23 protein-coding genes and 2 tRNA genes are annotated in these 22,616 nt (G+C 35.8%); all 25 read left to right on the plus strand.

From position 1 onward, the window contains the following. Window positions 1-27: 27 nt before the first annotated feature. The gene (locus tag B4D49_RS04175; RefSeq protein ID WP_286783340.1) at window positions 28-1,116 is read left to right on the plus strand and encodes a carbamoyl phosphate synthase small subunit; all 1,089 of its coding nucleotides are present in this window, start codon (window positions 28-30) and stop codon (window positions 1,114-1,116) included. A 107-nt stretch (window positions 1,117-1,223) separates the two neighbouring features. Continuing rightward, complete coding sequence (carB, locus tag B4D49_RS04180; protein WP_286783342.1) at window positions 1,224-4,403, plus strand: carbamoyl-phosphate synthase large subunit; 3,180 nt, start codon at window positions 1,224-1,226, stop codon at window positions 4,401-4,403. 205 nt (window positions 4,404-4,608) lie between these two features. Then, complete coding sequence (locus B4D49_RS04185; protein WP_286783344.1) at window positions 4,609-5,823, plus strand: efflux RND transporter periplasmic adaptor subunit; 1,215 nt, start codon at window positions 4,609-4,611, stop codon at window positions 5,821-5,823. Window positions 5,824-5,837: 14 nt separating this feature from the next. Continuing rightward, window positions 5,838-6,548 carry an ABC transporter ATP-binding protein gene (locus B4D49_RS04190; protein ID WP_286783346.1) on the plus strand — a complete coding sequence of 237 codons (711 nt, stop codon included), beginning with the start codon at window positions 5,838-5,840 and terminating at the stop codon, window positions 6,546-6,548. Between the two features lie 12 nt (window positions 6,549-6,560). Then, complete coding sequence (locus tag B4D49_RS04195; RefSeq protein WP_286783357.1) at window positions 6,561-7,790, plus strand: ABC transporter permease; 1,230 nt, start codon at window positions 6,561-6,563, stop codon at window positions 7,788-7,790. Between the two features lie 86 nt (window positions 7,791-7,876). Next, the gene (locus tag B4D49_RS04200) at window positions 7,877-8,467 is read left to right on the plus strand and encodes a TVP38/TMEM64 family protein (RefSeq protein ID WP_286783348.1); all 591 of its coding nucleotides are present in this window, start codon (window positions 7,877-7,879) and stop codon (window positions 8,465-8,467) included. 364 nt (window positions 8,468-8,831) lie between these two features. Beyond that, window positions 8,832-9,491 (plus strand): MIP/aquaporin family protein, encoded by a 660-nt coding sequence (locus B4D49_RS04205; RefSeq protein WP_199542324.1) that lies wholly within the window; start codon window positions 8,832-8,834, stop codon window positions 9,489-9,491. Between the two features lie 187 nt (window positions 9,492-9,678). Beyond that, window positions 9,679-10,077, plus strand: a complete 399-nt coding sequence (locus B4D49_RS04210; RefSeq protein ID WP_286783349.1) for a hypothetical protein — start codon at window positions 9,679-9,681, stop codon at window positions 10,075-10,077. Between the two features lie 417 nt (window positions 10,078-10,494). Further along, window positions 10,495-10,920 (plus strand): CHAP domain-containing protein, encoded by a 426-nt coding sequence (locus B4D49_RS04215; protein WP_349678997.1) that lies wholly within the window; start codon window positions 10,495-10,497, stop codon window positions 10,918-10,920. A gap of 48 nt (window positions 10,921-10,968) precedes the next feature. Next, window positions 10,969-11,523, plus strand: coding sequence for a hypothetical protein (locus B4D49_RS04220; protein WP_286783350.1), 555 nt, complete (start codon window positions 10,969-10,971; stop codon window positions 11,521-11,523). Between the two features lie 18 nt (window positions 11,524-11,541). Further along, window positions 11,542-11,709: a hypothetical protein gene (locus tag B4D49_RS04225; RefSeq protein ID WP_246454250.1), complete on the plus strand. Its 168-nt coding sequence runs from the start codon at window positions 11,542-11,544 to the stop codon at window positions 11,707-11,709. A 6-nt stretch (window positions 11,710-11,715) separates the two neighbouring features. Continuing rightward, entirely contained in the window at window positions 11,716-12,405 is a 690-nt protein-coding gene (locus tag B4D49_RS04230; protein WP_249927665.1) for a cell surface protein, read from the plus strand. Between the two features lie 775 nt (window positions 12,406-13,180). Further along, window positions 13,181-14,305, plus strand: coding sequence for a tyrosine-type recombinase/integrase (locus tag B4D49_RS04235; protein ID WP_286783351.1), 1,125 nt, complete (start codon window positions 13,181-13,183; stop codon window positions 14,303-14,305). Window positions 14,306-14,450: 145 nt separating this feature from the next. Further along, a complete protein-coding gene (locus B4D49_RS04240; RefSeq protein WP_286783352.1) occupies window positions 14,451-15,200 on the plus strand; it encodes a class I SAM-dependent methyltransferase in 750 nt (249 codons plus the stop codon). A gap of 136 nt (window positions 15,201-15,336) precedes the next feature. Next, a complete protein-coding gene (gene rpsP / locus B4D49_RS04245; RefSeq protein WP_199542315.1) occupies window positions 15,337-15,609 on the plus strand; it encodes a 30S ribosomal protein S16 in 273 nt (90 codons plus the stop codon). A gap of 17 nt (window positions 15,610-15,626) precedes the next feature. Further along, window positions 15,627-15,875: a KH domain-containing protein gene (locus tag B4D49_RS04250; RefSeq protein ID WP_003065320.1), complete on the plus strand. Its 249-nt coding sequence runs from the start codon at window positions 15,627-15,629 to the stop codon at window positions 15,873-15,875. A gap of 260 nt (window positions 15,876-16,135) precedes the next feature. After that, a tRNA-Gln gene (locus tag B4D49_RS04255) sits at window positions 16,136-16,207 on the plus strand. A 26-nt stretch (window positions 16,208-16,233) separates the two neighbouring features. Then, a tRNA-Glu gene (locus B4D49_RS04260) sits at window positions 16,234-16,305 on the plus strand. 85 nt (window positions 16,306-16,390) lie between these two features. After that, window positions 16,391-16,909, plus strand: coding sequence for a ribosome maturation factor RimM (gene rimM / locus B4D49_RS04265; RefSeq protein WP_132869418.1), 519 nt, complete (start codon window positions 16,391-16,393; stop codon window positions 16,907-16,909). Next, complete coding sequence (trmD, locus tag B4D49_RS04270) at window positions 16,899-17,627, plus strand: tRNA (guanosine(37)-N1)-methyltransferase TrmD (protein WP_132869419.1); 729 nt, start codon at window positions 16,899-16,901, stop codon at window positions 17,625-17,627. Before rimM ends, trmD begins: the two co-directional genes overlap by 11 nt. Before the next feature lie 60 nt (window positions 17,628-17,687). Further along, window positions 17,688-18,200: a GrpB family protein gene (locus tag B4D49_RS04275; RefSeq protein ID WP_132869417.1), complete on the plus strand. Its 513-nt coding sequence runs from the start codon at window positions 17,688-17,690 to the stop codon at window positions 18,198-18,200. Beyond that, window positions 18,201-19,202, plus strand: coding sequence for an NAD(P)/FAD-dependent oxidoreductase (locus B4D49_RS04280; protein WP_286783353.1), 1,002 nt, complete (start codon window positions 18,201-18,203; stop codon window positions 19,200-19,202). It abuts the gene before it with no gap. Window positions 19,203-19,367: 165 nt separating this feature from the next. Further along, window positions 19,368-20,120, plus strand: a complete 753-nt coding sequence (locus B4D49_RS04285; protein ID WP_277997071.1) for a DeoR/GlpR family DNA-binding transcription regulator — start codon at window positions 19,368-19,370, stop codon at window positions 20,118-20,120. Continuing rightward, window positions 20,117-21,028 carry a 1-phosphofructokinase gene (gene pfkB, locus B4D49_RS04290; RefSeq protein WP_039695104.1) on the plus strand — a complete coding sequence of 304 codons (912 nt, stop codon included), beginning with the start codon at window positions 20,117-20,119 and terminating at the stop codon, window positions 21,026-21,028. Before B4D49_RS04285 ends, pfkB begins: the two co-directional genes overlap by 4 nt. Further along, the coding region (locus tag B4D49_RS04295) for a PTS fructose transporter subunit IIABC (RefSeq protein ID WP_286783354.1) at window positions 21,025-22,616 on the plus strand (1,592 nt) is incomplete at its 3' end. The genes pfkB and B4D49_RS04295, both read left to right, overlap by 4 nt.

The following is a 22,616-nucleotide window of genomic DNA, read 5'->3' on the forward strand; positions in this document are numbered from 1 at the left end:
CCGTGAGAGCAAACGAGAGGAATAAAAATGGCAAAAAGACTTTTAATTTTAGAAGATGGAACAATTTTTGAAGGGAAGGCATTTGGAGCTGACCTCGATGTGACTGGTGAGATTGTGTTCAACACAGGTATGACTGGTTACCAAGAATCAATCACTGACCAATCTTACAATGGTCAAATCTTGACGTTTACTTACCCACTAGTTGGTAATTATGGTATTAATCGAGATGACTACGAATCAATTACACCAACTTGTAAAGGTGTCGTAGTTTCTGAAAATGCTCGTCGAGCAAATAACTGGCGTAACCAAATGACCTTAGATGAGTTTTTGAAAGCAAAAAACATCCCAGGTATTTCAGGAATTGATACCCGTGCCCTTACAAAAATTATTCGTCAACACGGTACAATGAAAGCAACTCTAGCAAATGCTGGAGATACAATTGAGCATTTACAAGATCAATTGCGAGCTACAGTGTTGCCAACAAATAATATTGAACAAGTTTCAACAAAAACAGCTTACCCAGCACCAGGTGTTGGTAAAAATATTGTTTTGGTGGACTTTGGACTTAAACATTCCATTCTACGAGAATTTTCAAAACGTAAATGTAATGTGACAGTTGTCCCTTACAATATTTCAGCTGAAGAAATTCTTCATCTTAATCCTGATGGAGTGATGCTATCAAATGGTCCTGGTAACCCAGAAGATGTTCCTGGTGTGCTTGATATGATTCGTGGTGTTCAAGGTAAAATTCCAATCTTTGGTATTTGTATGGGACATCAATTGTTCAGCTTAGCTAATGGAGCTAAGACATACAAGATGAAATTTGGTCACCGTGGATTTAACCATGCTGTTCGAGAAATTGCAACTGGACGTATTGATTTTACAAGTCAAAACCACGGTTATGCAGTTGATCGCGACACACTTCCTGATTGCCTTATGGTAACTCATGAAGAAATTAATGATAAATCTGTTGAAGGTGTTCGTCACCGTGATTTCCCAGCTTTCTCAGTTCAATTTCACCCAGACGCTGCGCCTGGACCACATGATGCAAGCTATCTTTTCGATGACTTCATCGAATTGATTGATGCTTTCCAAGCTGAAAAAGCTAATCGTTAAAAAAGTCATTCGACATCAAAATCTTGTCGGTAAATTGCAAAATGACTGACAGCAAGGTCATTAACATATTTAAAGTCAATCAGAGAGTTGACAAATAGGAGAAAATAATGCCAAAACGTACAGATATTAAAAAAATTATGGTGATTGGTTCTGGTCCGATTATTATCGGTCAGGCAGCAGAATTTGACTATGCCGGAACACAGGCTTGTTTAGCCCTCAAAGAAGAAGGGTATAGCGTTGTTCTTGTTAACTCAAACCCTGCAACAATCATGACTGATAAAGAGATTGCAGATAAGGTTTACATTGAACCTTTGACAACTGAGTTTGTTACTCGTATTCTTCGCAAAGAACGTCCAGATGCCCTTCTTCCAACATTGGGAGGACAAACTGGTCTTAACATGGCAATGGAATTGTCAAAATCTGGTATCCTTGATGAACTCGGTGTTGAGTTGTTAGGAACAAAATTATCAGCTATTGACCGCGCAGAAGATCGTGATCTCTTCAAACAGTTGATGGAAGAACTCAATCAACCAATTCCAGAATCTGAAATTGTCAATACTGTTGATGAAGCTGTTGCATTTGCAGAATCAATTGGTTATCCAGTTATCGTTCGTCCCGCCTTCACCCTTGGAGGTACTGGTGGCGGTATGTGTGATAATGAAGAAGAACTTCGCGAAATCGCTGAAAATGGTTTGAAATTATCACCCGTAACACAATGTTTGATTGAACGCTCAATTGCTGGTTTTAAAGAAATTGAATATGAAGTGATGCGTGATGCTGCAGATAACGCACTTGTTGTTTGTAACATGGAAAACTTTGACCCAGTTGGTATTCACACTGGTGACTCAATCGTTTTTGCGCCAACACAAACTCTTTCAGATATTGAAAACCAAATGTTGCGTGACGCTAGTCTAAGTATCATTCGTGCCCTTAAAATTGAAGGTGGCTGTAACGTTCAGCTAGCACTTGATCCAAATAGTTTCAAATACTACGTTATCGAAGTTAACCCACGTGTATCACGTTCATCAGCTCTTGCCTCAAAAGCAACAGGTTACCCAATCGCTAAATTGGCTGCTAAAATTGCCGTTGGTTTGACACTTGATGAAATGGTCAACCCAGTAACTGGAACAACATATGCTATGTTTGAACCAGCTCTTGACTACGTGGTTGCTAAAATCCCTCGCTTCCCATTTGATAAATTTGAAAATGGTGAACGTCGCTTGGGAACTCAAATGAAAGCGACAGGTGAAGTTATGGCAATCGGTCGTAACATTGAAGAATCACTCTTGAAGGCTTGTCGATCACTTGAAATTGGTGTTCATCATAACGAAATGCCAGATTTGGCTAAAGTTACAGATGATGAATTGGTGAACAAGATTGTACGTGCGCAAGACGATCGCTTATTCTATCTGTCTGAAGCTATCCGTCGCGGATATACGATTGAAGAGTTGTCTAAATTGACAAAAATTGATCTCTTCTTCCTTGATAAATTACTTCACATTTTTGAACTTGAGCAAGAGTTAGCAAGTCATATTGGAGATGTTGAAGTTCTTAAAGAAGCTAAACGTAATGGTTTTGCTGACCTTAAGATTGCTGAACTATGGAACATGACTGCTGCTGAAGTACGAGCTATTCGTACAGAAAACAAGATTATTCCAGTTTATAAAATGGTTGATACTTGTGCGGCTGAATTTGAATCAGCTACACCATATTTCTATTCAACATATGAATGGGAAAATGAATCAATCAAGTCAGATAAAGAATCAATTATTGTACTTGGTTCAGGACCAATCCGTATTGGCCAAGGGGTTGAGTTTGACTATGCGACTGTTCACTCTGTTAAAGCTATCCAAGCTGCAGGATATGAAGCTATTATCATGAACTCAAATCCTGAAACAGTATCAACTGACTTCTCAATTTCTGATAAACTTTACTTCGAGCCATTAACATTTGAAGATGTTATGAATGTTATCGAGCTTGAGCAGCCAAAAGGTGTTATCGTACAATTTGGTGGTCAAACAGCTATTAATTTAGCAGAGCCACTTTCTAAGGCTGGTGTCAAAATTCTTGGTACACAGGTTGCTGATCTTGATCGTGCCGAAGACCGTGACCTCTTTGAACAAGCCTTGAAAGAATTGGATATTCCTCAACCACCAGGACAAACTGCAACAAATGAAGAAGAAGCGGTTGAAGCTGCGCGTAAGATTGGCTTCCCAGTTCTTGTTCGTCCATCATACGTATTAGGTGGACGTGCGATGGAAATCGTAGAAAATGAAGAAGATCTTCGTTCTTACATGCGTACTGCTGTAAAAGCTAGCCCAGATCATCCAGTTCTTGTTGACTCATACATCGTTGGTCGAGAATGTGAAGTTGATGCTATTTCTGATGGTAAAGATGTGCTTATCCCAGGTATCATGGAACACATTGAACGTGCAGGTGTTCACTCAGGTGACTCAATGGCGGTTTACCCACCACAAACACTTTCTAAGAAAGTACAAGAAACAATTGCAGATTACACAAAACGTTTGGCGATTGGTTTGAACTGCTATGGTATGATGAATATTCAGTTTGTTATCAAAGATGAAACAGTTTATGTTATCGAAGTTAACCCTCGTGCAAGTCGTACTGTTCCATTCTTATCCAAAGTAACTAATATTCCAATGGCACAAGTTGCTACAAAATTGATTCTTGGTCAAAGTCTTGCTGACCTTGGTTATCAAGACGGTCTATACCCAGAATCAGATCATGTGCATGTAAAAGCTCCGGTCTTCTCATTCACAAAACTTGCTAAGGTTGATAGCTTACTTGGACCTGAAATGAAATCAACTGGTGAAGTTATGGGATCTGATTTAACGCTTGAAAAAGCTCTTTACAAAGCCTTTGAAGCCTCATACTTCCATTTGCCATCATTTGGTAATGTTGTCTTCACAGTATCTGATGATACTAAAGAAGAAGCACTCGGTTTAGCTAAACGCTTTGCAAATATTGGTTATAGTATCTTTGCGACTCATGGTACAGCAGCTTACTTTGCAAAACATGGTTTGGATTCTACTATTGTCGATAAACTTGGTGTTGATGACGATAATGATATTCCAGCACTTGTTCGTACAGGAAAAGTACAAGCTATTGTAAATACTGTCGGTACAAAACGTACACTTGATGAAGATGGAGCGATTATTCGTAGCTCTGCTATTGAGCATGGCGTTCCACTCTTTACGGCACTTGATACTGTTGATGCGATGATTCGCGTACTTGAAAGTCGTGGATTTACAACACAAGCCATCTAGTTTAATTCTTAATATACAGCAGAAGGTCTGAAGCAAAAATGCTTCAGACTTTTTTGCTTACAAACTTGTAAGGTTAAAACCTGAAAAACCTTCTATAATGGGTGATAAAGATAAACTTAGGTTTGTTCTTGACAGTAAAAAATCAAAAATGTATAATTGTTCTATCTGAGTGATACAACTATACAAAAAGAAAATGAGGATAATTATGTCTAGAAGAAGTAAATCAAGCATGTCAAAAAAGACTAAGATTATGATTGGCGCTGCTGCTGCGTTTTTTGTTATTGCTGGTGGTGGATTAACGCTATTACAAAATTCAAAATCATCTGCTTCAAAAGCTGATGTATCTTATGATGCGGTTAATGTAACAGAAGGTACTATTTCATCATCTACTTTGTTGACAGGAAAAGTAACAGCATTTCAAGAACAGTATGTATACTTTGATAGCAGCAAGGGGACTTCAGCAAAACCAACAGTTGCTGTAGGTGATCAAATTACAGCTGGTCAGCAGTTAGTACAATACGATACGACGGCTGCTCAAACAGCATATGACTCAGCTGTTCGTAATCTTAATAAGGTTGGCCGTCAAATTGATTATCTGAAGAAATATGGTAATTTGCCAGCTACCTCAACAACTACTGATGAAGAAACTGGGGAAGAAAAAACTGTTACGACGCAACCAAGTCCAGAGCAAAATGCTAGTTATAACCAACAGCTACAAGATTTGAATGATTCTTACGCTGATGCTCAAGGGGAAGTTAATAAGGCACAACAAGCATTAAATGAAACGATTATTACAAGTGATGTTTCTGGTACTGTTGTTGAAGTTAACAACGATATTGATCCATCATCTAAAAATAGTCAAACACTTGTTCACGTTGCTACAGAAGGTCAACTTCAAATCAAAGGAACTTTGACAGAATATGACTTGGCAAATATTAAAACTGGTCAAAACGTCAAAATTAAATCAAAAGTTTATCCTGATAAAGAATGGACTGGTACGATTTCATACATTTCAAACTATCCAAATCAAACAGCTGATGCCGCTGCATCTGATTCAAGTAGCTCATCAAATAACGCCGCTTCTTATGATTACAAGATTGATTTGACAGGGGACACTTCAAATCTACAGCAAGGATTTACGGTTTCTGTGGAAGTTGTTAACGAAAATAAAAATAAATTAGTTCCAGTCAACGCAGTTGTTTCGGAAGGTGATAAGAAATTTGTCTGGACTTACGACAAGAAATCTAAGAAAGTTAGCAAAGTTGAAGTAGCTGTTGGTAATGCTGATGCTTCGCAACAAGAAATTTTGAGTGGGTTGGAAGTCGGACAAACTGTTATTTCAAATCCTGCCAAAACATTGAAGGATGGTGAAAAGTTAGATAACGTCACTACTGATGATGCCGCTGCAAAAAAAGATTAAGAGGTGAGTGAGTAGTGAGAGATGAAAAAAGACCGTTAATCCAATTAAATAATATTATAAAATCCTACCGTAATGGTGATCAGGAATTGAACATTTTAAAGGGAATTGATTTAACTGTTTATGAGGGAGAATTCGTAGCAATTATGGGACCTTCTGGTTCAGGTAAATCAACTCTTATGAATATCATTGGCCTGCTTGATAGACCAACTTCGGGCGATTATAGTTTAAATGGAACACAAGTTGAAGACTTAAAAGAAAAAGAATTAGCTAAAGTCAGAAATGAAGAAATCGGCTTTGTTTTCCAACAATTTTTCCTCCTTTCAAAAATGACAGCTTTGCAAAATGTTGAACTTCCTCTAGTTTATGCCGGAGTAAGCTCCTCAAAACGTCGTCAATTAGCAAAGCAATTCTTAGAAAAAGTTGAGTTAAGTGAACGAATGAAGCACTTGCCATCAGAGCTATCAGGTGGACAAAAACAGCGTGTTGCAATAGCGCGTGCTTTGGTGAATGATCCGTCTATTATTCTTGCGGATGAACCAACCGGTGCCCTTGACACAAAAACAAGTGATCAAATCATGCAGTTATTGACTGAACTTAACCGTGAAGGTAAAACAATCGTTATGGTTACTCACGAGCCTGAAATTGCTGATTTCGCTACACGAAAAATTGTCATTCGTGACGGTGAAATCACACGTGATACAACAGCAAGTGTCAGAATTGACTAAGGAAGGAATATGATGGAAAACTGGAAATTCGCCCTTGGATCAATCATGGGGCACAAAATGCGTTCTTTCTTGACAACCTTAGGAATTATTATTGGTGTGGCATCAGTTGTCGTTATTATGGCATTAGGTCAAGGGATGACTAACCAAATCACTAATATGTTTGCATCAGATAGTAAAGACGTTCAAATTTACTATACAACTAAGAAATCTGATGATGTTGATATTTTTGATGATGAAGACCCAACAACGGCTGATAAAGGACCTGCAATTAAGGAAGAATGGCTTCAAAAAATTAAAAGTGATCTTCCTGGAGTTAAGAATTACTATTTAACAAATTCAACAACTTCAACAGTTGAAGGAAATCAGAAAAAGTCAAAAAATGTTAATATAACAGGGGTTAACAGAACTTATTTCAGTGTTAAAAAGTACAAAGTTCTTGCTGGGCGAAGTTTTGAAACGAATGACTATTCAAGCTTTTCTCGAATTGTCATGTTAGATACAAAACTTGCTGTTAAATTATTTGGTAGCAATGAAAATGCTCTAAATCAGCACGTTTCTATTGGCTCAAAAACATATTTGGTAGTCGGAGTGTATAAAGATCCAAATGCTGGTTCTGAACAGTATGGCATGCAATCTGGTGGTAATGCCGTGATGACTAATACTCAATTGGCAGCTGAATTTAATGTAGATGAGGTGCAAGCAGCATTTGTTCATGTAAGCAATGTGAAAAAATCAACTAAAGTTGGGAAAGAGGCTGCCAGCATGATAACACGTCTATCTGCTGTGAAAACTGGTCGCTTTACAATCTATGACATGTCAAAAGTGGTTTCTCAAATCAAATCTGCCTACAGCATGATGACAACAGTTATTGGAGCTATTGCGGGTATTTCACTTCTTGTTGGTGGTATTGGTGTGATGAATATCATGTTGGTATCTGTTACAGAGCGTACTCGAGAAATTGGTTTACGAAAAGCTCTTGGAGCGACACGTCAAAAGATTTTAACACAATTCTTGATTGAATCAATGGTTCTAACAATTTTGGGTGGCTTGATTGGGCTTGCTCTGGCAGTAGGTTTAACAGGATTATTGGGTAGCAGCATTCCAAACATGAAACCATCAATTTCATTAAATATCGCTTTAGGAAGTCTGATTTTCTCAGCCTTGATTGGTATTGTCTTTGGTCTTTTACCAGCTAATAAAGCAAGTAAATTGGATCCAATTGAAGCGCTTCGTTATGAGTAGTGAGAAAGTTATAAGAATTCTTGTTTAATGGGAGTGACACTTGTATAATGGAGTTAAAGTGATAAATAACAATAAAGGGTGATACGATGTATGGTACTTTAAAAAAACTGATTAAATTTTTAGGAATTTTTTCAATTGTTTTAACGGTTCTATTTCTAGTCTATCTGTTTAAAAATTTGGATATTTTAAATGATCCGGACGCTCTGACAAGAGCTCTAAAAGGTCATTTAATCATTGGAAGTTTCGCTTTTCTTCTTCTACAAATTATTCAAGTTGTTATTCCGATTATTCCTGGGGGAGTGACCACTGTTGTAGGGTTCATGGCATTTGGTCCCATTTTAGGATTCATTTTAAATTATGTTGGAATAGTCATTGGGAGTATTATTCTATTCTTATTAACACGTCGCTACGGAAAACCATTCATCATGCTCTTTATTGATGAAGATACTTATTCAAAATATGAGCAAAAGCTGGCCTCGTCAACATACGAAACAGTTTTTGCGTTGAATATGGCCTCTCCGATTTCACCAGCTGATATTTTAGTTATGATTACTGGTTTATCGAAGATGTCTTTCAAACGATTTCTTTATATTATTTTGATTTGTAAACCAATTTCGATTGTTGCTTTTAGCTATTTCTGGATTTACGGTGGTCGTTTTATCCGAAGTTTCTTGTGATTTTGCTATAATATGAGTATTGTGGTGTGAAAATACAAAAGTTTAATTTAAAAGAGTTTTGAGCTACTTTTTATTGTTGTAGTAAGCAAACTAACACAAAATTAACCAAGCAACATATTTTTAATCAATTAGGTATAGAATAAAGTGCATTAGTTTTACTAGTGCATTTTATTGTATGTCTAAATTAAGTATTAAAAAAATTTTTTATTGGATTTAACCAATGTTTTTAGGGTTGAAGTTTATAAGTTGTTTAGATTTAGTCTGAGGTTTACGCATTGTCAAGATATTGTTGAAAAGTAGGCGGTTTTATTGAATGAATTTATGTTATAGTTAATTATAATTTTATAGATAAGAGGTAAAGATTATGAAGAAATTCTTTGCAGAATTGATTGGTACGTTTGTACTTGTTTTTCTGGGGACAGGAGCAGCTGTCTTAGGTGGTGGAGCAGATAGTGTTGTTGGATTTTCAGCTATCGCTTTGGCGTTTGGTTTAACAATCGTAGCTTCAGCTTACAGTATAGGTACAGTTTCTGGTGCTCATTTGAATCCTGCAGTTTCTATTGCAATGTATTTGAATAAGCGCATTGATGGTAAAAATCTTGGTATTTATATTTTAGGACAAGTTGTCGGAGCGCTATTTGGTAGCTTAGCATTGTTGACTATTACTGGTAATAATTCAGCACTAGGACAAAATGTAGTTGCTGATGGATACAGTCTTTTTACAGGATTCCTAGTTGAAGTAATTTTAACATTTATTTTTATTTTGGTTATTTTGACAGTGACTTCTGATAAAAAAGGAAATTCGAATTTAGCAGGATTAGTTATTGGTTTAACATTGACATTGATTCATTTTGTTGGTATTCCAGTAACAGGAATGTCTGCTAATCCAGCACGTAGTTTAGCACCAGCACTTTTGGTTGGTGGTGAAGCTTTGAGTCAAGTTTGGATTTTTATTTTAGCACCAATCGTAGGTGGTGTTTTAGCAGCACTTGTTGCTAAAACTTTACTTGATACAGAAGAATAAAGTATTTAGTACCTACTGAAAAATTGATAAGATTTATAGTTACCTTAGTTATAGAATTAATACACTTCAGTTTTGAGGTGTATTTTTGTTATTTACTGATTGTCAATATATTTTTGATTTTTAAAGGGTTTTATCAGTTGAATTTGTGTTATAGTAATGGTGTATTTAAAGATACGAGGTGAAGATTATGAAAAAGAAAGTTTTAGGTTTATTGCTATTATTTTTTTCAGCATTTCTATTAGTTGCCTGTTCATCAAAAAATGATATGAGTGGTGAGTATTACTTGATTAATGAATATTTTAATGAATTAAGGGTCACAATAACAAATGATAATAGTGGCTCAATTGACGTTGATGGAACTGATTATGCCATTGCTGAGATATACAAGGATAAGCAACAATTAGTAGTTAATGCAAATGGTAGAAATTATGTGGTACCTTATACATGTGAAGATGGTGTTTTAACATTAACTGAAGATTCTATGTATGGTAGTTCAGCAGAGGTTTCATATTACAAAAAGGATTCAAAGGCTTGTAAAGAAGCCTTAAAGAAAAACGGTTATAAAGCAGTAGGCAAATATAAATAAAATGACTAGATAAAATTCTAGTCATTTTATTTTTAGTATTCTTCGGTTCTGTTATATTTTAATTTTGGGAACTATATACTAGTTTACATCAACCACAATATACAGAAAAAAGGCTTAATAAATATTAAGCCTTTTTCTGTCGAGTTTCATTACGATGAAATAAAATTTAGTCAAGCTTTTGGTGTCAAACCTGATAAAACCAATTCGGATTCAAACTTTAAGGTATCAACGGTTAGCTTTGAAGGTTGCTCATCATCTGGTGGTGGAACTGGTTCTTGGTCTAAAGATGGTGGTAGTGTTTCTTATAGTGCTCATAATGCTTGGAAGAAAGATGATTTACCAGCTGATTTAAAACCTTATGCGCTTAATCCTGAAAGTGTAGGATTAAAATATCGAAGTAGTTCTGGCTGGAATGCTATTGCTTATTCAGGTGGACAATGTACAGATTTGTCCACAAGTCTCATGTATGCTTTGTGGGAGAAGAATGGTTCTCATGCTACTATGACTTTAGGAAATTGGCAAGATATTGCTAAAAATTGGGCTAATAAATTTTTAGATAAACCAACAACGTCACCAACAGCAGGTGCAGTTTTTAGTCAAACACCAGCTTCTGCGGGAAATGATGTTGGATATACGGGCGTAGTTAGTCATGTGTCTGAAAATGGAGATATTTTGGTTGTTGAACAAAATTATGCTAATTTATCAGGTGAAAACGGTGGTTTTGGACAGTATACGTGGAATTATCACTATGTTCCTAAAAGTCAATATGCTAATGGTTGGATGTTTTATGATTTGTCAAAATCAGGCTATAAAATTGTAAGTAGTGCTTCATCAGTAGGATAAAAATAGTCAAACTAAAGTCTCTAAGCTATTCATATAGGAGTTTAAAAAATGAAGAAAAAAGTCATTATTGTTTTATTGATATTTTTAGCTGGAATTGCTTTTACGGTTTTTAAGTCTTGTTCACGTCAAAAACAACAGGCTGAAAAAAGGGTTATTAGTCAGTTGAAGCATTATAAGCAGTCTTCTGTTAGTGAAGAAAGTTATCTGTCAGCTAATGAAGAAGCGACAAATACTCTTGAAAGAGCAGATAAGCCACTGTCTGATGGAGAAAGTCAACAAGTTAAAGAGTCATTGGTAGTTGCTTTTGATTATTTAAATTCAGTTAATCAACATTCTGACGTGCAAATGAGTTATCAATATAAATTATCGATAACAAATCTGTCAATGGGACAAACAATGGTAACAATGCTTGAAGCTGGTTATCAATTAGATTTATCAACGGTTAAAGTTTATGAAAGTGATAACGAAAATGTTTATCAATTTACAGTTGAATTAATTAAAGAGGGGTCAGATAATCTTTCGATTGCTGGAAATTATGTAACAGGAACTCAACAGTTGGAATTAGCAAGTCTGCATGGTATTCCAACAGGTATTCAATATTAAATGTTAGGAGAGATAAAAATGAAAAAAGCAAAAATTTTATCAGCGTTAACAGTATGTGGTTTGGCATTGACAATGTCTAATGTAGCGTTTGCGGATACAGATGATGTTAGTGGAACATTAGATGATTCAATAGAAGTTGTGGTGACACCATCAATGTCTGGATCTGGTTCATCAACAGGAAGTTAAACAGAAGTGACAGCAGGTGATGATGTAAGTGGTACGATTGATGATGGTTCATCAACTGTTATTGATGTTCCTACTACACCAAGTGACAGTTCAAATGAGCAAACTGTACCAACAGTAGGTGAGGATAAAGTTGGTGAAACAACAAATACAGAAACACAATCAGGTTCATCTGAAGATAATAAAACAGATGTTGTTCAAGAAGGTGATAAAACAACTGAAATTAAGCAAAATGAAGATGGTACAGTAACTGTACCAACAACAGATGGTGGGCAATCAACACTAACACCAGATAAAACACAAGCAACAGATAATCCAAATATCTCAGCTCAAACAGCAAAAGAGGCTGGTGCAAGTCAGGTCGGAACAACAAGTCAAGTAACAGGACAAGTTATTCGTGATGTTACTACAGATAATCCTGTGACTCTTGCAAGCGGTCAACAATTGCTTGATATTCAATCTGGTGTTGCGATGTTGTCAGATGGTTCAAAAGTGGCTTTAACTGAGTTGGGTGCTGTTGAAAATGAAGATGGTACATTTTCGGTAACAACAAGTGATGGTGAAATGGTTACTCTCCTTGAAACAGGTCAAAAAGAAAGTATTTCAGCTTTTGTAGGAATTCTGATTCTTATTTTTGGTGTAGGTGTTGGTTTTAAAGATAAACTGAAAGAGTTGTTATCAAAAGTAAAAGATAACTAAAAATTGAGCCATGATTAAAAATCATGACTTTTATTATTTATGTTGCAATGAATTATGTTGTCTATGTGACAATATTTAAATTGATTTAAGGTGTGTTTAAGAAAGATATTTGTGGTAAACTTTAATTAATCCAAAGTTATTCTTCCCCAATATTTTTTAAGAATGATTCTTTTAATTAAATATCAAAACAATAACTTTGGAGGTGGCAAAAATCTTTTTTTGTGTTTTGATTTGTATCAAAATACACACTAACCATCTTTAGTTGTGGAGTAAAAATTATTAGAAGTGACATAATAATCTCTTTTTAATTTTTATTCTTCCATTAATTGCTTTGCGCTATGAAAATAGCGCATTTTTTTATGTTAATTTTTTTGAGTTAACTGGCTAGATCTGTTGTAATGGTTTTTATTGTCTATATGACAAATTATAGTGTTTAAAACAAGTATAACTATTAGTACTTGTTTTTTTGTTTAGAAACGAGGTAAAAAATATGGAAAAAAATATTAATAACTTTCCTGATGCTATGGTGAATAAGCAGGAGTTAATTAAAAGTACTTTCCTTATTTTAAGGTTGGAACATTGAACAAGTATATTTTAAATATTGCTGATAATGAACAGTTTAAACATGTGATATTACGTCCATCAACTCGGATGACAATGATTAATGTTAGAGGTTTTTACCTATATTTACGTTGGTGTGAAGAACGAAGAGTTAAATGATATAATGTAAGCATTGATTAAAGATATGCTTGCTATTGTTAAGATAGGAGGCCATATGTTTTATAAAGAATTGGATAATGGTAAATATCGCTATTATCAAAAAAATTGGAATATAAAAGAGGAGCGGTGGTTACAAGTTTCTGTTACTTTAAAGTCAAAGACAAGGACTGTGCAGGCAGAAGCAAAACGGATTTTAGAAGATAAAATTAATGAGAAAAATAGTGTTCATTTATTACAAGCTGAAACTGTAGAAGAAGTGTTTGCGCAATGGTTAGTCATTCGTGATATAAAGCCTAGTACACTAAGAACTCAAACGCAGATAATGAACGTTTTTATAAAAGTTTTTGGCAATAAAAAAACAACAAAAGTTAAATCATCTGCATTGCAAACATATTTATTAGCTAAAGATTGGTCATATGGCTATCGGAATTTAGTTAGGGTTTACTTATTTTCCTTTTTTAGATATGCTAAAACTGTTGGTTATCTTGAAGATAATTCAATGGATAGAGTTGTTTTACCAAAGCATAAAGTCACACAGGAAGAAGTAGAGTTAAAGAGAGAACATTATTTATCAAGACATCAGATTCGACTTTATTTAGATGTTCTTGATGAATATGGAACAAATCCAATATTTAATATATCGTTTGAATTCTTGTATTTAACAGGGTTGCGTATAGGTGAAGCTCAGTCGTTAATGTGGTCTGATATTAATATTGAGGATAGACTATTGACAGTAAAACACACCGTTCAGAAGGGAAATAAGAAATCAGATTATAAGATTACAACACCTAAGACAATTCATTCATATCGAAAAGTGTATTTTAATAGTAGGGTAGTAGAGTTATTGTGTGAGTTAAAACGATTAACTTTTATAGAAAGCGACAAAAATTTGGTTTTTACAGATGGTCAAGGAGATTTTTTCCTTTTGGATACATTTAATTTATATATTCAACGCTACTTTGATAATCAAGAAATTGGTAAGTCAGATAATTTTAAACTAACTAGTCATGTTTTTAGGCATTCTCATGTTAGCTTGTTGGCGGAATTAGGTTTTCATATTCGAGAAATTATGGAACGTGTTGGACATAGTGATGAAAAGACAACAATTCAAATTTATACTCATGTGACAGAAAAAATGAAGCAAAATAGCTTTGAAAAGTTTGAAACTGTGGTAATATGAATAACCAAAAACTAACCAAAAATTAAATAAATAAGTATAAATAAGTGGTAGTTAGTTGTTGATGATAAATTGTGAAATAGCAGAAAATAGTAGTATTTAGCAGTAAGTGTTTTTGTGAAACTGTGTTAGGTGCTATAATATGAGTATGACAATTGCAATTACAACGAGTTTAAGAGAAAATAACGACTTGTTAAAAAAAGCCCAAGCTATTGGTGAAAAGCTTTCTTTACCAGTCATTAGGCGACAAAAACAATCTGTAACAAAACTTTTAAAGGGAAGAGAGGGAGTGCTTCTGGTTTATGAAACTAAGCTTTGCTTGGTTAATCAAGATGGAAGTGAGCTTGTATTTCATCCAGATACTGCAATGTTACGTATTAAGAGCTCGCATGATGCTTTAATTGATTTGCTGGGAAAAGAATCTTTACAAATTCTTGATACTACAATGGGCTTAGCTAGTGATAGTATTGTTATGGCATACGCTGGTCACGATGTAACAGCAGTAGAGAGTAATCCTTTGATTCATTTCATTGTTTCAGAAGGGTTAAAAAGTTATCAATCTGACTATGATGCTTTAAATCAAGCTATGCGCTCAATTCAGACAGTGTGTTCTGAAAACTTAGCCTATCTTAAAAAGATGCCAGATAATTCTTTTGATGTGATTTATTGTGATCCAATGTTTTCGGAAAGAATCACAGAATCTAAAAATTTAGATGGGCTACGTCAATACGCTAATGAGAAAGGCTTTTCGAATGAATTTCTAAAAGAGGCTATGCGCGTGGGAAGAAAGAAAATTATTATTAAAGCACACTTTAGAGATGAAGTCTTTGAAAAATATGGCTTTAAGCAATTTGTACGACCGAATCAGAAGTTCCATTATGGTGTAATTGAGATTTAAATAGTAATTAAAAAAATTTTAAAAGGTGTCAAGTTTTTTTCTTGACACCTTATCTTTTTATGATATAATAAGTTAAGTGAGTTAGTAGCAGAGCTATTAACCTAAACAAAAAATATAGAAAAGAGACTTTATACTAATGGCAGTAAAAATCCGTTTAACTCGTATGGGTTCTAAGAAAAAACCTTTCTACCGTATCAACGTAGCTGATTCACGTGCTCCACGTGATGGTCGTTTCATCGAAACAGTTGGTACTTACAACCCACTTATCGAAGAAAACCAAGTAACATTGAAAGAAGATCGTGTTCTTGACTGGTTGTCAAAAGGTGCACAACCTTCAGATACAGTTCGTAACATCCTTTCAAAAGAAGGCGTTATGAAAAAATTCCACGATTCAAAATTCTCAAAATAATAGAGTAGACTAAGCCTATGGATACCATTGAAAATCTTATTATCGCTATTGTGAAACCTTTGATTTCACAACCAGATAATCTTACCATTAAAATTGAAGATACACCTGAGTTTTTAGAATATCATCTTGATTTGGATGCACAGGACATCGGTCGTGTTATCGGTAAAAAAGGTCGTACCATTACAGCGATAAGATCGATTGTCTATTCGGTACCAACGCAAGGTAAAAAAGTAAGACTCGTTATTGACGAAAAAGGAGAAGAGTAGCAACTAGCTACTCTTTTTCTTTTTTTAAAATAAGTGGATTTTAGTTTTTTATCAAAAATGAAAAATTTTTTGAAAAAAATTCGAAAAAAGGGCTTTTCAAACTATAGTGTTTATGATAGAATATTTTTTGTGCTGATTTAGGGAATGTTTAAAAGCTCTGACTTCAGCCAATGACTATGTGAGCTTCAAAAAATTTAAAAAGTTTTTAAAAAGCTCTTGACAAGCAATTGAAATTGCGATAGAATAGTCTATGTTGTTTATGGGGTATAGCCAAGCGGTAAGGCAAGGGACTTTGACTCCCTCATGCGTTGGTTCGAATCCAGCTACCCCAGTAAACCGCAGAGGTTTTTGTTAATATGGTCCGTTGGTCAAGGGGTTAAGACACCGCCTTTTCACGGCGGTAACACGGGTTCGAATCCCGTACGGACTATCTTGACCAGTTGCAGAGAGGCAGCTGGTTTTTTCTTTACCATTTTTATGGTAAAATGATAAAGACTAAGTTATGTGGAGTTAAAATGAAATACTATAATGTTGGAAAGATTGTTAATACTCAAGGCCTTCAAGGGGAAATGCGAGTATTGTCAGTGACTGATTTTACTGAAGAACGTTTTAAAAAAGGTTCAAAATTATCTGTTTTTGATGATAAAGACCGTCTTTTGCTTGATGTTGAAATTGCTAGCCATCGTAAACAAAAGAATTTCGATATTATCAAGTTTAAAGGCATGTATCATATTAATGATATTGAAAAATATAAAGGCTGTACCTTGAAAGTTGCTGAGGAAAACTTGTCAGATCTCGAAGATGGTGAGTTTTATTATCATGAAATTATTGGACTTGATGTCTATGAAAATGATGTCTTGATTGGGCAAGTTAAAGAAATTTTACAACCTGGTGCCAATGACGTATGGGTGGTTAAACGTAACGGCAAACGCGATTTGCTATTGCCATACATTCCACCAGTTGTTTTAAACGTTGATGTTGCAGGTAACCGTGTTGATGTAGATGTGTTGGAAGGACTTGATGATGAAGATTGATATCTTAACCCTCTTTCCAGAAATGTTTGCACCACTGCAATATTCTATTGTTGGTAAAGCTAAAGAAAAAGGTCTACTTGACATTAATTATCATAATTTCCGTGATAATGCTGAAAAAGCTCGTCATGTTGATGATGAACCTTATGGTGGTGGCCAAGGAATGTTGCTTCGTGCTCAGCCAATTTTTGACACAATTGATAAAATTGATGCCAAAAAACCTCGCGTTATTCTGTTAGATCCAGCTGGACGTACTTTTGATCAAAGCTACGCTGAAGAATTGGCGCAAGAAGAAGAGTTGATTTTTATCTGTGGTCACTATGAAGGTTATGATGAACGTATTAAGACTTTGGTGACTGATGAAATTTCGTTGGGTGATTTTGTATTGACCGGTGGAGAATTAGCAGCGATGACGATTGTCGATGCAACTGTTCGCTTGATTCCCAAGGTTCTTGGAAAAGAAGCGAGTCACCAAGATGATTCTTTCTCATCAGGTTTACTAGAATTTCCTCAATACACACGCCCTTATGATTTCCGTGGAATGAAAGTTCCAGATGTCTTGATGAGTGGCCACCATGAAAATATTCGCAAATGGCGTATTGAACAAAGTCTTCGTAAGACTTTGGAACGTCGACCAGATTTACTAGAAAATTATGCTTTCACTAAAGAGGAAGAGGCTATTTTCTGTAAGATTCTCAAAGAGAAAGACGCGAAAGAATAGAATATGTGATATAATAGAGGACATGCAGGCTGTATGTCTCTTTATTTTTATGGAGGTTTTATGCGAACGAAGGAAGTTCTTGTTCTTTCCTATCAAGAGAGTTGGAAAGATGATTTTGAGAAGATTGCAAAAGAGTTGCAAGAAGCTCTTGGAAATTTAATTCTTAGAATAGAACACGTAGGTAGCACCTCGGTTCCAGAACTTTCTGCTAAGCCAATTATTGATATTGACTTGGTGATTGCTTGTGATACGGATTTATCTGAGGTTATCAAGGCTTTAGCAGCGATTGGCTACATTCATGAAGGAAATCTAGGGATTGAAGGCAGGGAAGCTTTTGCTTATTCAGGTAAAGAGCATCTTCAAGTTCATCATCTCTATGTTTGTCCGGAAGATTCACCTGAGTTAAAGCGTCATCTGGCTTTTCGTGATTATTTGCGAAGTCATCCTGAAGCTGTTTTAGCTTATGGTAACGTTAAAGAAAAAGCAGCAAAGCTATTTCCTAAAGATATTGACAGCTACATTGCCTATAAATCATCAATTATTGAAGAAATATACAAGGAGTTGGAAAAATAAATGTCAGAAAATCGCGAAATCTATGATATTACCATCATTGGTGGTGGACCTGTTGGGTTGTTTGCGGCATTTTATGCTGGTTTACGTGGAGTTTCAGTGAAAATTATTGAAAGTTTATCTGAACTCGGTGGTCAACCCGCGGTTCTTTATCCGGAAAAAATGATTTATGACGTTGCTGGTTTCCCGGGAATCACGGCAGCTGATTTGACTGAAAATCTTATCAAGCAATTAGATCGTTTTAAAGATACTACGTCTATTTGCCTTAAGGAAGAAGTTAAAACTTTTGAAAAAGATGGTGATATTTTCACTATTGAAACAACTAAAGGACAACATTTTTCACGTGCAATCGTGATTGCATGTGGTAATGGAGCTTTCGCCCCACGTACACTTGGTTTAGAAGGTGAAGAAGCTTATGCTGATAATAATCTCTTCTATAATGTTCACAAGCTTGACCAATTTGCTGGCAAGGATGTGGTTATCTGTGGTGGTGGCGATTCTGCTGTAGACTGGGCTAATCATTTAGATGGTTTAGCTAAAAGTGTTACAATTGTACACCGTCGTGATGCTTTCCGTGCTCATGAACACAGCGTTGAAGTTTTGAAAGAGTCAAATGTTAACATCTTAACACCTTATGTGCCACTTGAACTTTCTGGTGATGGACAATTTGTTAAGAGTCTGACTGTTCAAAAAGTGAAATCTGATGAAACTATTGAATTGCCATTGGATGCTTTGATTGTTAGTTTTGGCTTCTCAACTTCAAATAAAAATCTTAAAAACTGGAACGTTGATTACAAACGTTCAAGTATTGCTGTTTCACCATTGTTTGAAACAAGTCAAGCAGGTGTTTATGCTATTGGTGATGCGGCTGACTATGAAGGTAAAGTTGATTTGATTGCAACTGGTTTTGGTGAAGCACCAACTGCCATTAATCAAGCTATCAACTACATTTTCCCTGATCGTGATAATCGTGTGGTTCACTCAACATCCTTGATTAACGAATAAGAAAAAAGCTCTGTAAGAAATTGTCTTACAGAGCTTTTTTGTAACTATCAAGAATATTTTCAGGAAATTGACGGTTAGAATGAAAAATGATAGAATTTGATAGAAAGTGCTTGACATTGACTGGGAATATAGTATAATTCTATCTGTAAACGATTTCAAAAGGAGGTGGCGAGGATTCTAAAATCTAAACGAAAGCAGTTAATCATGGAGAAACTTTCCCATGATAAATATGTTCGGCTAGATGATTTAGTTAGCTTACTAGATACCTCTGAATCCACTGTTCGCAGGGATTTAGACGAACTTGAAAGTGAGCGTAAACTTCATCGAGTACACGGTGGAGCAGAACTTCCGCACTCTCTCCAAGAGGAATTTACCAATCAACAAAAATCTATCAAAAACATTCAAGAAAAAATGCTAGTTGCGGAAAAAGCAGCGTCCTTGATTTCAAATGATGATGTTATTTTTGTAGATGCGGGTACAACAAATGAATTGTTGCTAGGTTATTTGAATCAAGACAATTTGACTGTTGTAACCAATTCAATTCACCATGCAGCCAAACTGGTTGATAAAAATATTAAGACCATTATTATTGGTGGTCATGTAAAAAAATCAACCGATGCCAGTATTGGAGCTGTGGCTTATGAGCAGATTAAACAGTTAAACTTTGATAAAGCGTTTTTGGGCATTAATGGGATTGATGAAGAATTCTTAACAACGCCTGACATGGAAGAAGCTGTTATCAAAAAGACTGTCATTGAAAATGCCAGAAAGACATACATCGTTACAGATTCATCGAAGATTGGTCGTGTATCCTTTGCCAAGGTCGATAAGGTTGAGAATGCTACAATTATTACCAATCAATCTAGCAGAGCACTGATGAAAAAAATAAAAGAAAATACGAGGGTAATTGAAGTATGATTTACACAGTAACTCTTAATCCATCTATCGATTTTATTGTTCGCTTGGATAGTTTAGCACTTGGAAGTGTTAACCGTATGACTAGCGATGATAAATTCGCTGGTGGTAAAGGGATTAATGTTAGCCGTATTTTAAAACGTCTTGATATTGAAAATACAGCCACAGGATTTATCGGTGGATTTACAGGGCGTTTTGTGAAAGATGGCTTGGTAGATGAAGGCATTGCAACAAAATTTGTTGAAGTTTCTGAGGACACACGTATTAATGTCAAAGTTAAAGCGGGTGAAGAAACAGAAATCAACGGTGCAGGTCCACACATCTCAACAGAAAAACTTGAAGAATTGGAAGCTATTCTTGCTGGTCTTTCAAGTGAAGATACTGTTGTTTTTGCAGGTTCAGCTCCAAGTAGCCTTGGAAACCAAGTCTATAACACATTGATTCCGATTGCTAAAAAAGCCGGTGCAGAAGTTGTTTGTGATTTTGAAGGACAAACACTTTTAGATGCCTTAAACTATCAACCACTTTTGGTGAAACCAAATAATCATGAATTAGCTGATATTTTTGGTGTTGAATTAAACGGTCTTGCTGATATTGAAAAATACGCCCGTGAAATTCTCGCTAAAGGTGCTAAAAACGTTATTATTTCAATGGCTGGTGATGGTGCATTATTAGTTACACCAGAAGCGGCTTACTTTGCAAAACCTATCAAAGGTACTGTTAAAAACTCTGTAGGTGCTGGAGACTCAATGGTAGCTGGATTTACTGGTGAATATGTCAAATCTGGCGATCCAATCGAAGCTCTTAAATGGGGTGTCGCATGTGGAACAGCAACTACGTTCTCAGATGATTTAGCGACAGCTGAATTTATTAAAGAAACATATCAAAAAGTAGAGGTAGAAAAACTATGAAAATTCAAGACTTGCTCAGAAAAGATGTCATGATTCTTGATTTGAAAGCAACTTCAAAAGAAGCTGTTATCGATGAAATGATTACAAGCCTTGTTGAACACGGAGTTGTAACTGATTTTGATACTTTCAAACAAGGTATCATGAATCGTGAAGCTCAAACATCAACTGGTCTAGGTGATGGTATTGCAATGCCTCACAGCAAAAATGCTGCTGTTAAAGAAGCTACAGTTCTTTTTGCAAAATCTCAAGCGGGTGTTGATTATGAAGCTTTGGATGGTCAACCAACTTACCTTTTCTTCATGATTGCAGCACCAGACGGAGCAAACGATACTCACTTGGCTGCTCTTGCTGAATTGTCAAAATACCTTTTGAAAGATGGTTTTGCTGATAAATTGCGTCAAGTGACTACAGCTGATGAAGTCATTGCAACTTTCAACGCAGCTGAAGAAGATAATAAAGCTCAAGAAGTCGCAAAAACAGCTCCTGTTTCTGATGACAGACCGCTTATTGTTGCTGTGACAGCATGTACAACTGGTATTGCTCACACTTACATGGCAGAAGAAGCTCTTATCAAACAAGGTGATGAAATGGGTGTCACTGTTCGTGTTGAAACAAATGGTGCATCTGGTGTTGGTAACCGATTGACAGCAGACGAAATTGCACGTGCCAAAGGTGTTATTGTAGCTGCAGATAAAGCTGTAGAAATGGCTCGTTTTGATGGCAAGCAATTGGTATCACGTCCAGTTGCTGACGGTATCAAGAAAACTGAAGAATTGATTAACATCATCCTTGATGGTAAAGCAGAAACTTACAAAGCTTCTGCAGAATCAGCGGTTGAATCAAAAGAATCAGGTGAAAAACTTAGCCTTGGTGCTGCTTTCTATAAACACTTGATGAGTGGTGTTTCTCAAATGTTGCCATTCGTTATCGGTGGTGGTATCATGATTGCTCTTGCTTTCTTGATTGATAACATCTTGGGTGTGCCAAAAGATCAATTATCTAACTTGGGTACTTACCACCAAGCAGCTGCTTACTTCAAGACAATTGGTAATGCTGCTTTTGGTTTCATGCTTCCAATCTTGGCTGGTTACATTGCTTACTCAATTGCTGAAAAACCAGGTCTTGTAGCTGGTTTCGTAGCTGGTGCTATTGCTTCAGGAGGATTTGCTTGGGGTAATCTAGAAGGAACACCTTCAGGTTTCCTTGGTGCTCTTGTAGGTGGTTTCCTTGCTGGTTGGTTGGTTAACCTTGTTAAAAAAGCTTGCTCTGGTTTACCACGTTCACTTGAAGGAATTAAATCAATCTTGCTTTACCCATTACTTGGTGTATTCTTGACTGGTTTTGCAATGTTGTTTGTCAATATTCCAATGGCAGCAATTAACACTGGTTTGAATAACTTCCTTGGAGGTCTTCAAGGTGCATCAGCAGTTCTTCTTGGAGCTATTCTTGGTGGTATGATGGCTATCGATATGGGTGGACCATTTAACAAAGCTGCGTATGTCTTTGGTACAGGTACACTTGCTGCATCAGTAGCAACAGGTGGTTCAGTTGCTATGGCATCAGTTATGGCTGGTGGTATGGTTCCTCC

Origin of the sequence: Streptococcus sp. UBA4344, assembly GCF_002393675.1 — a bacterium.
Taxonomy (GTDB): Bacteria; Bacillota; Bacilli; order Lactobacillales; family Streptococcaceae; genus Streptococcus; species Streptococcus vicugnae.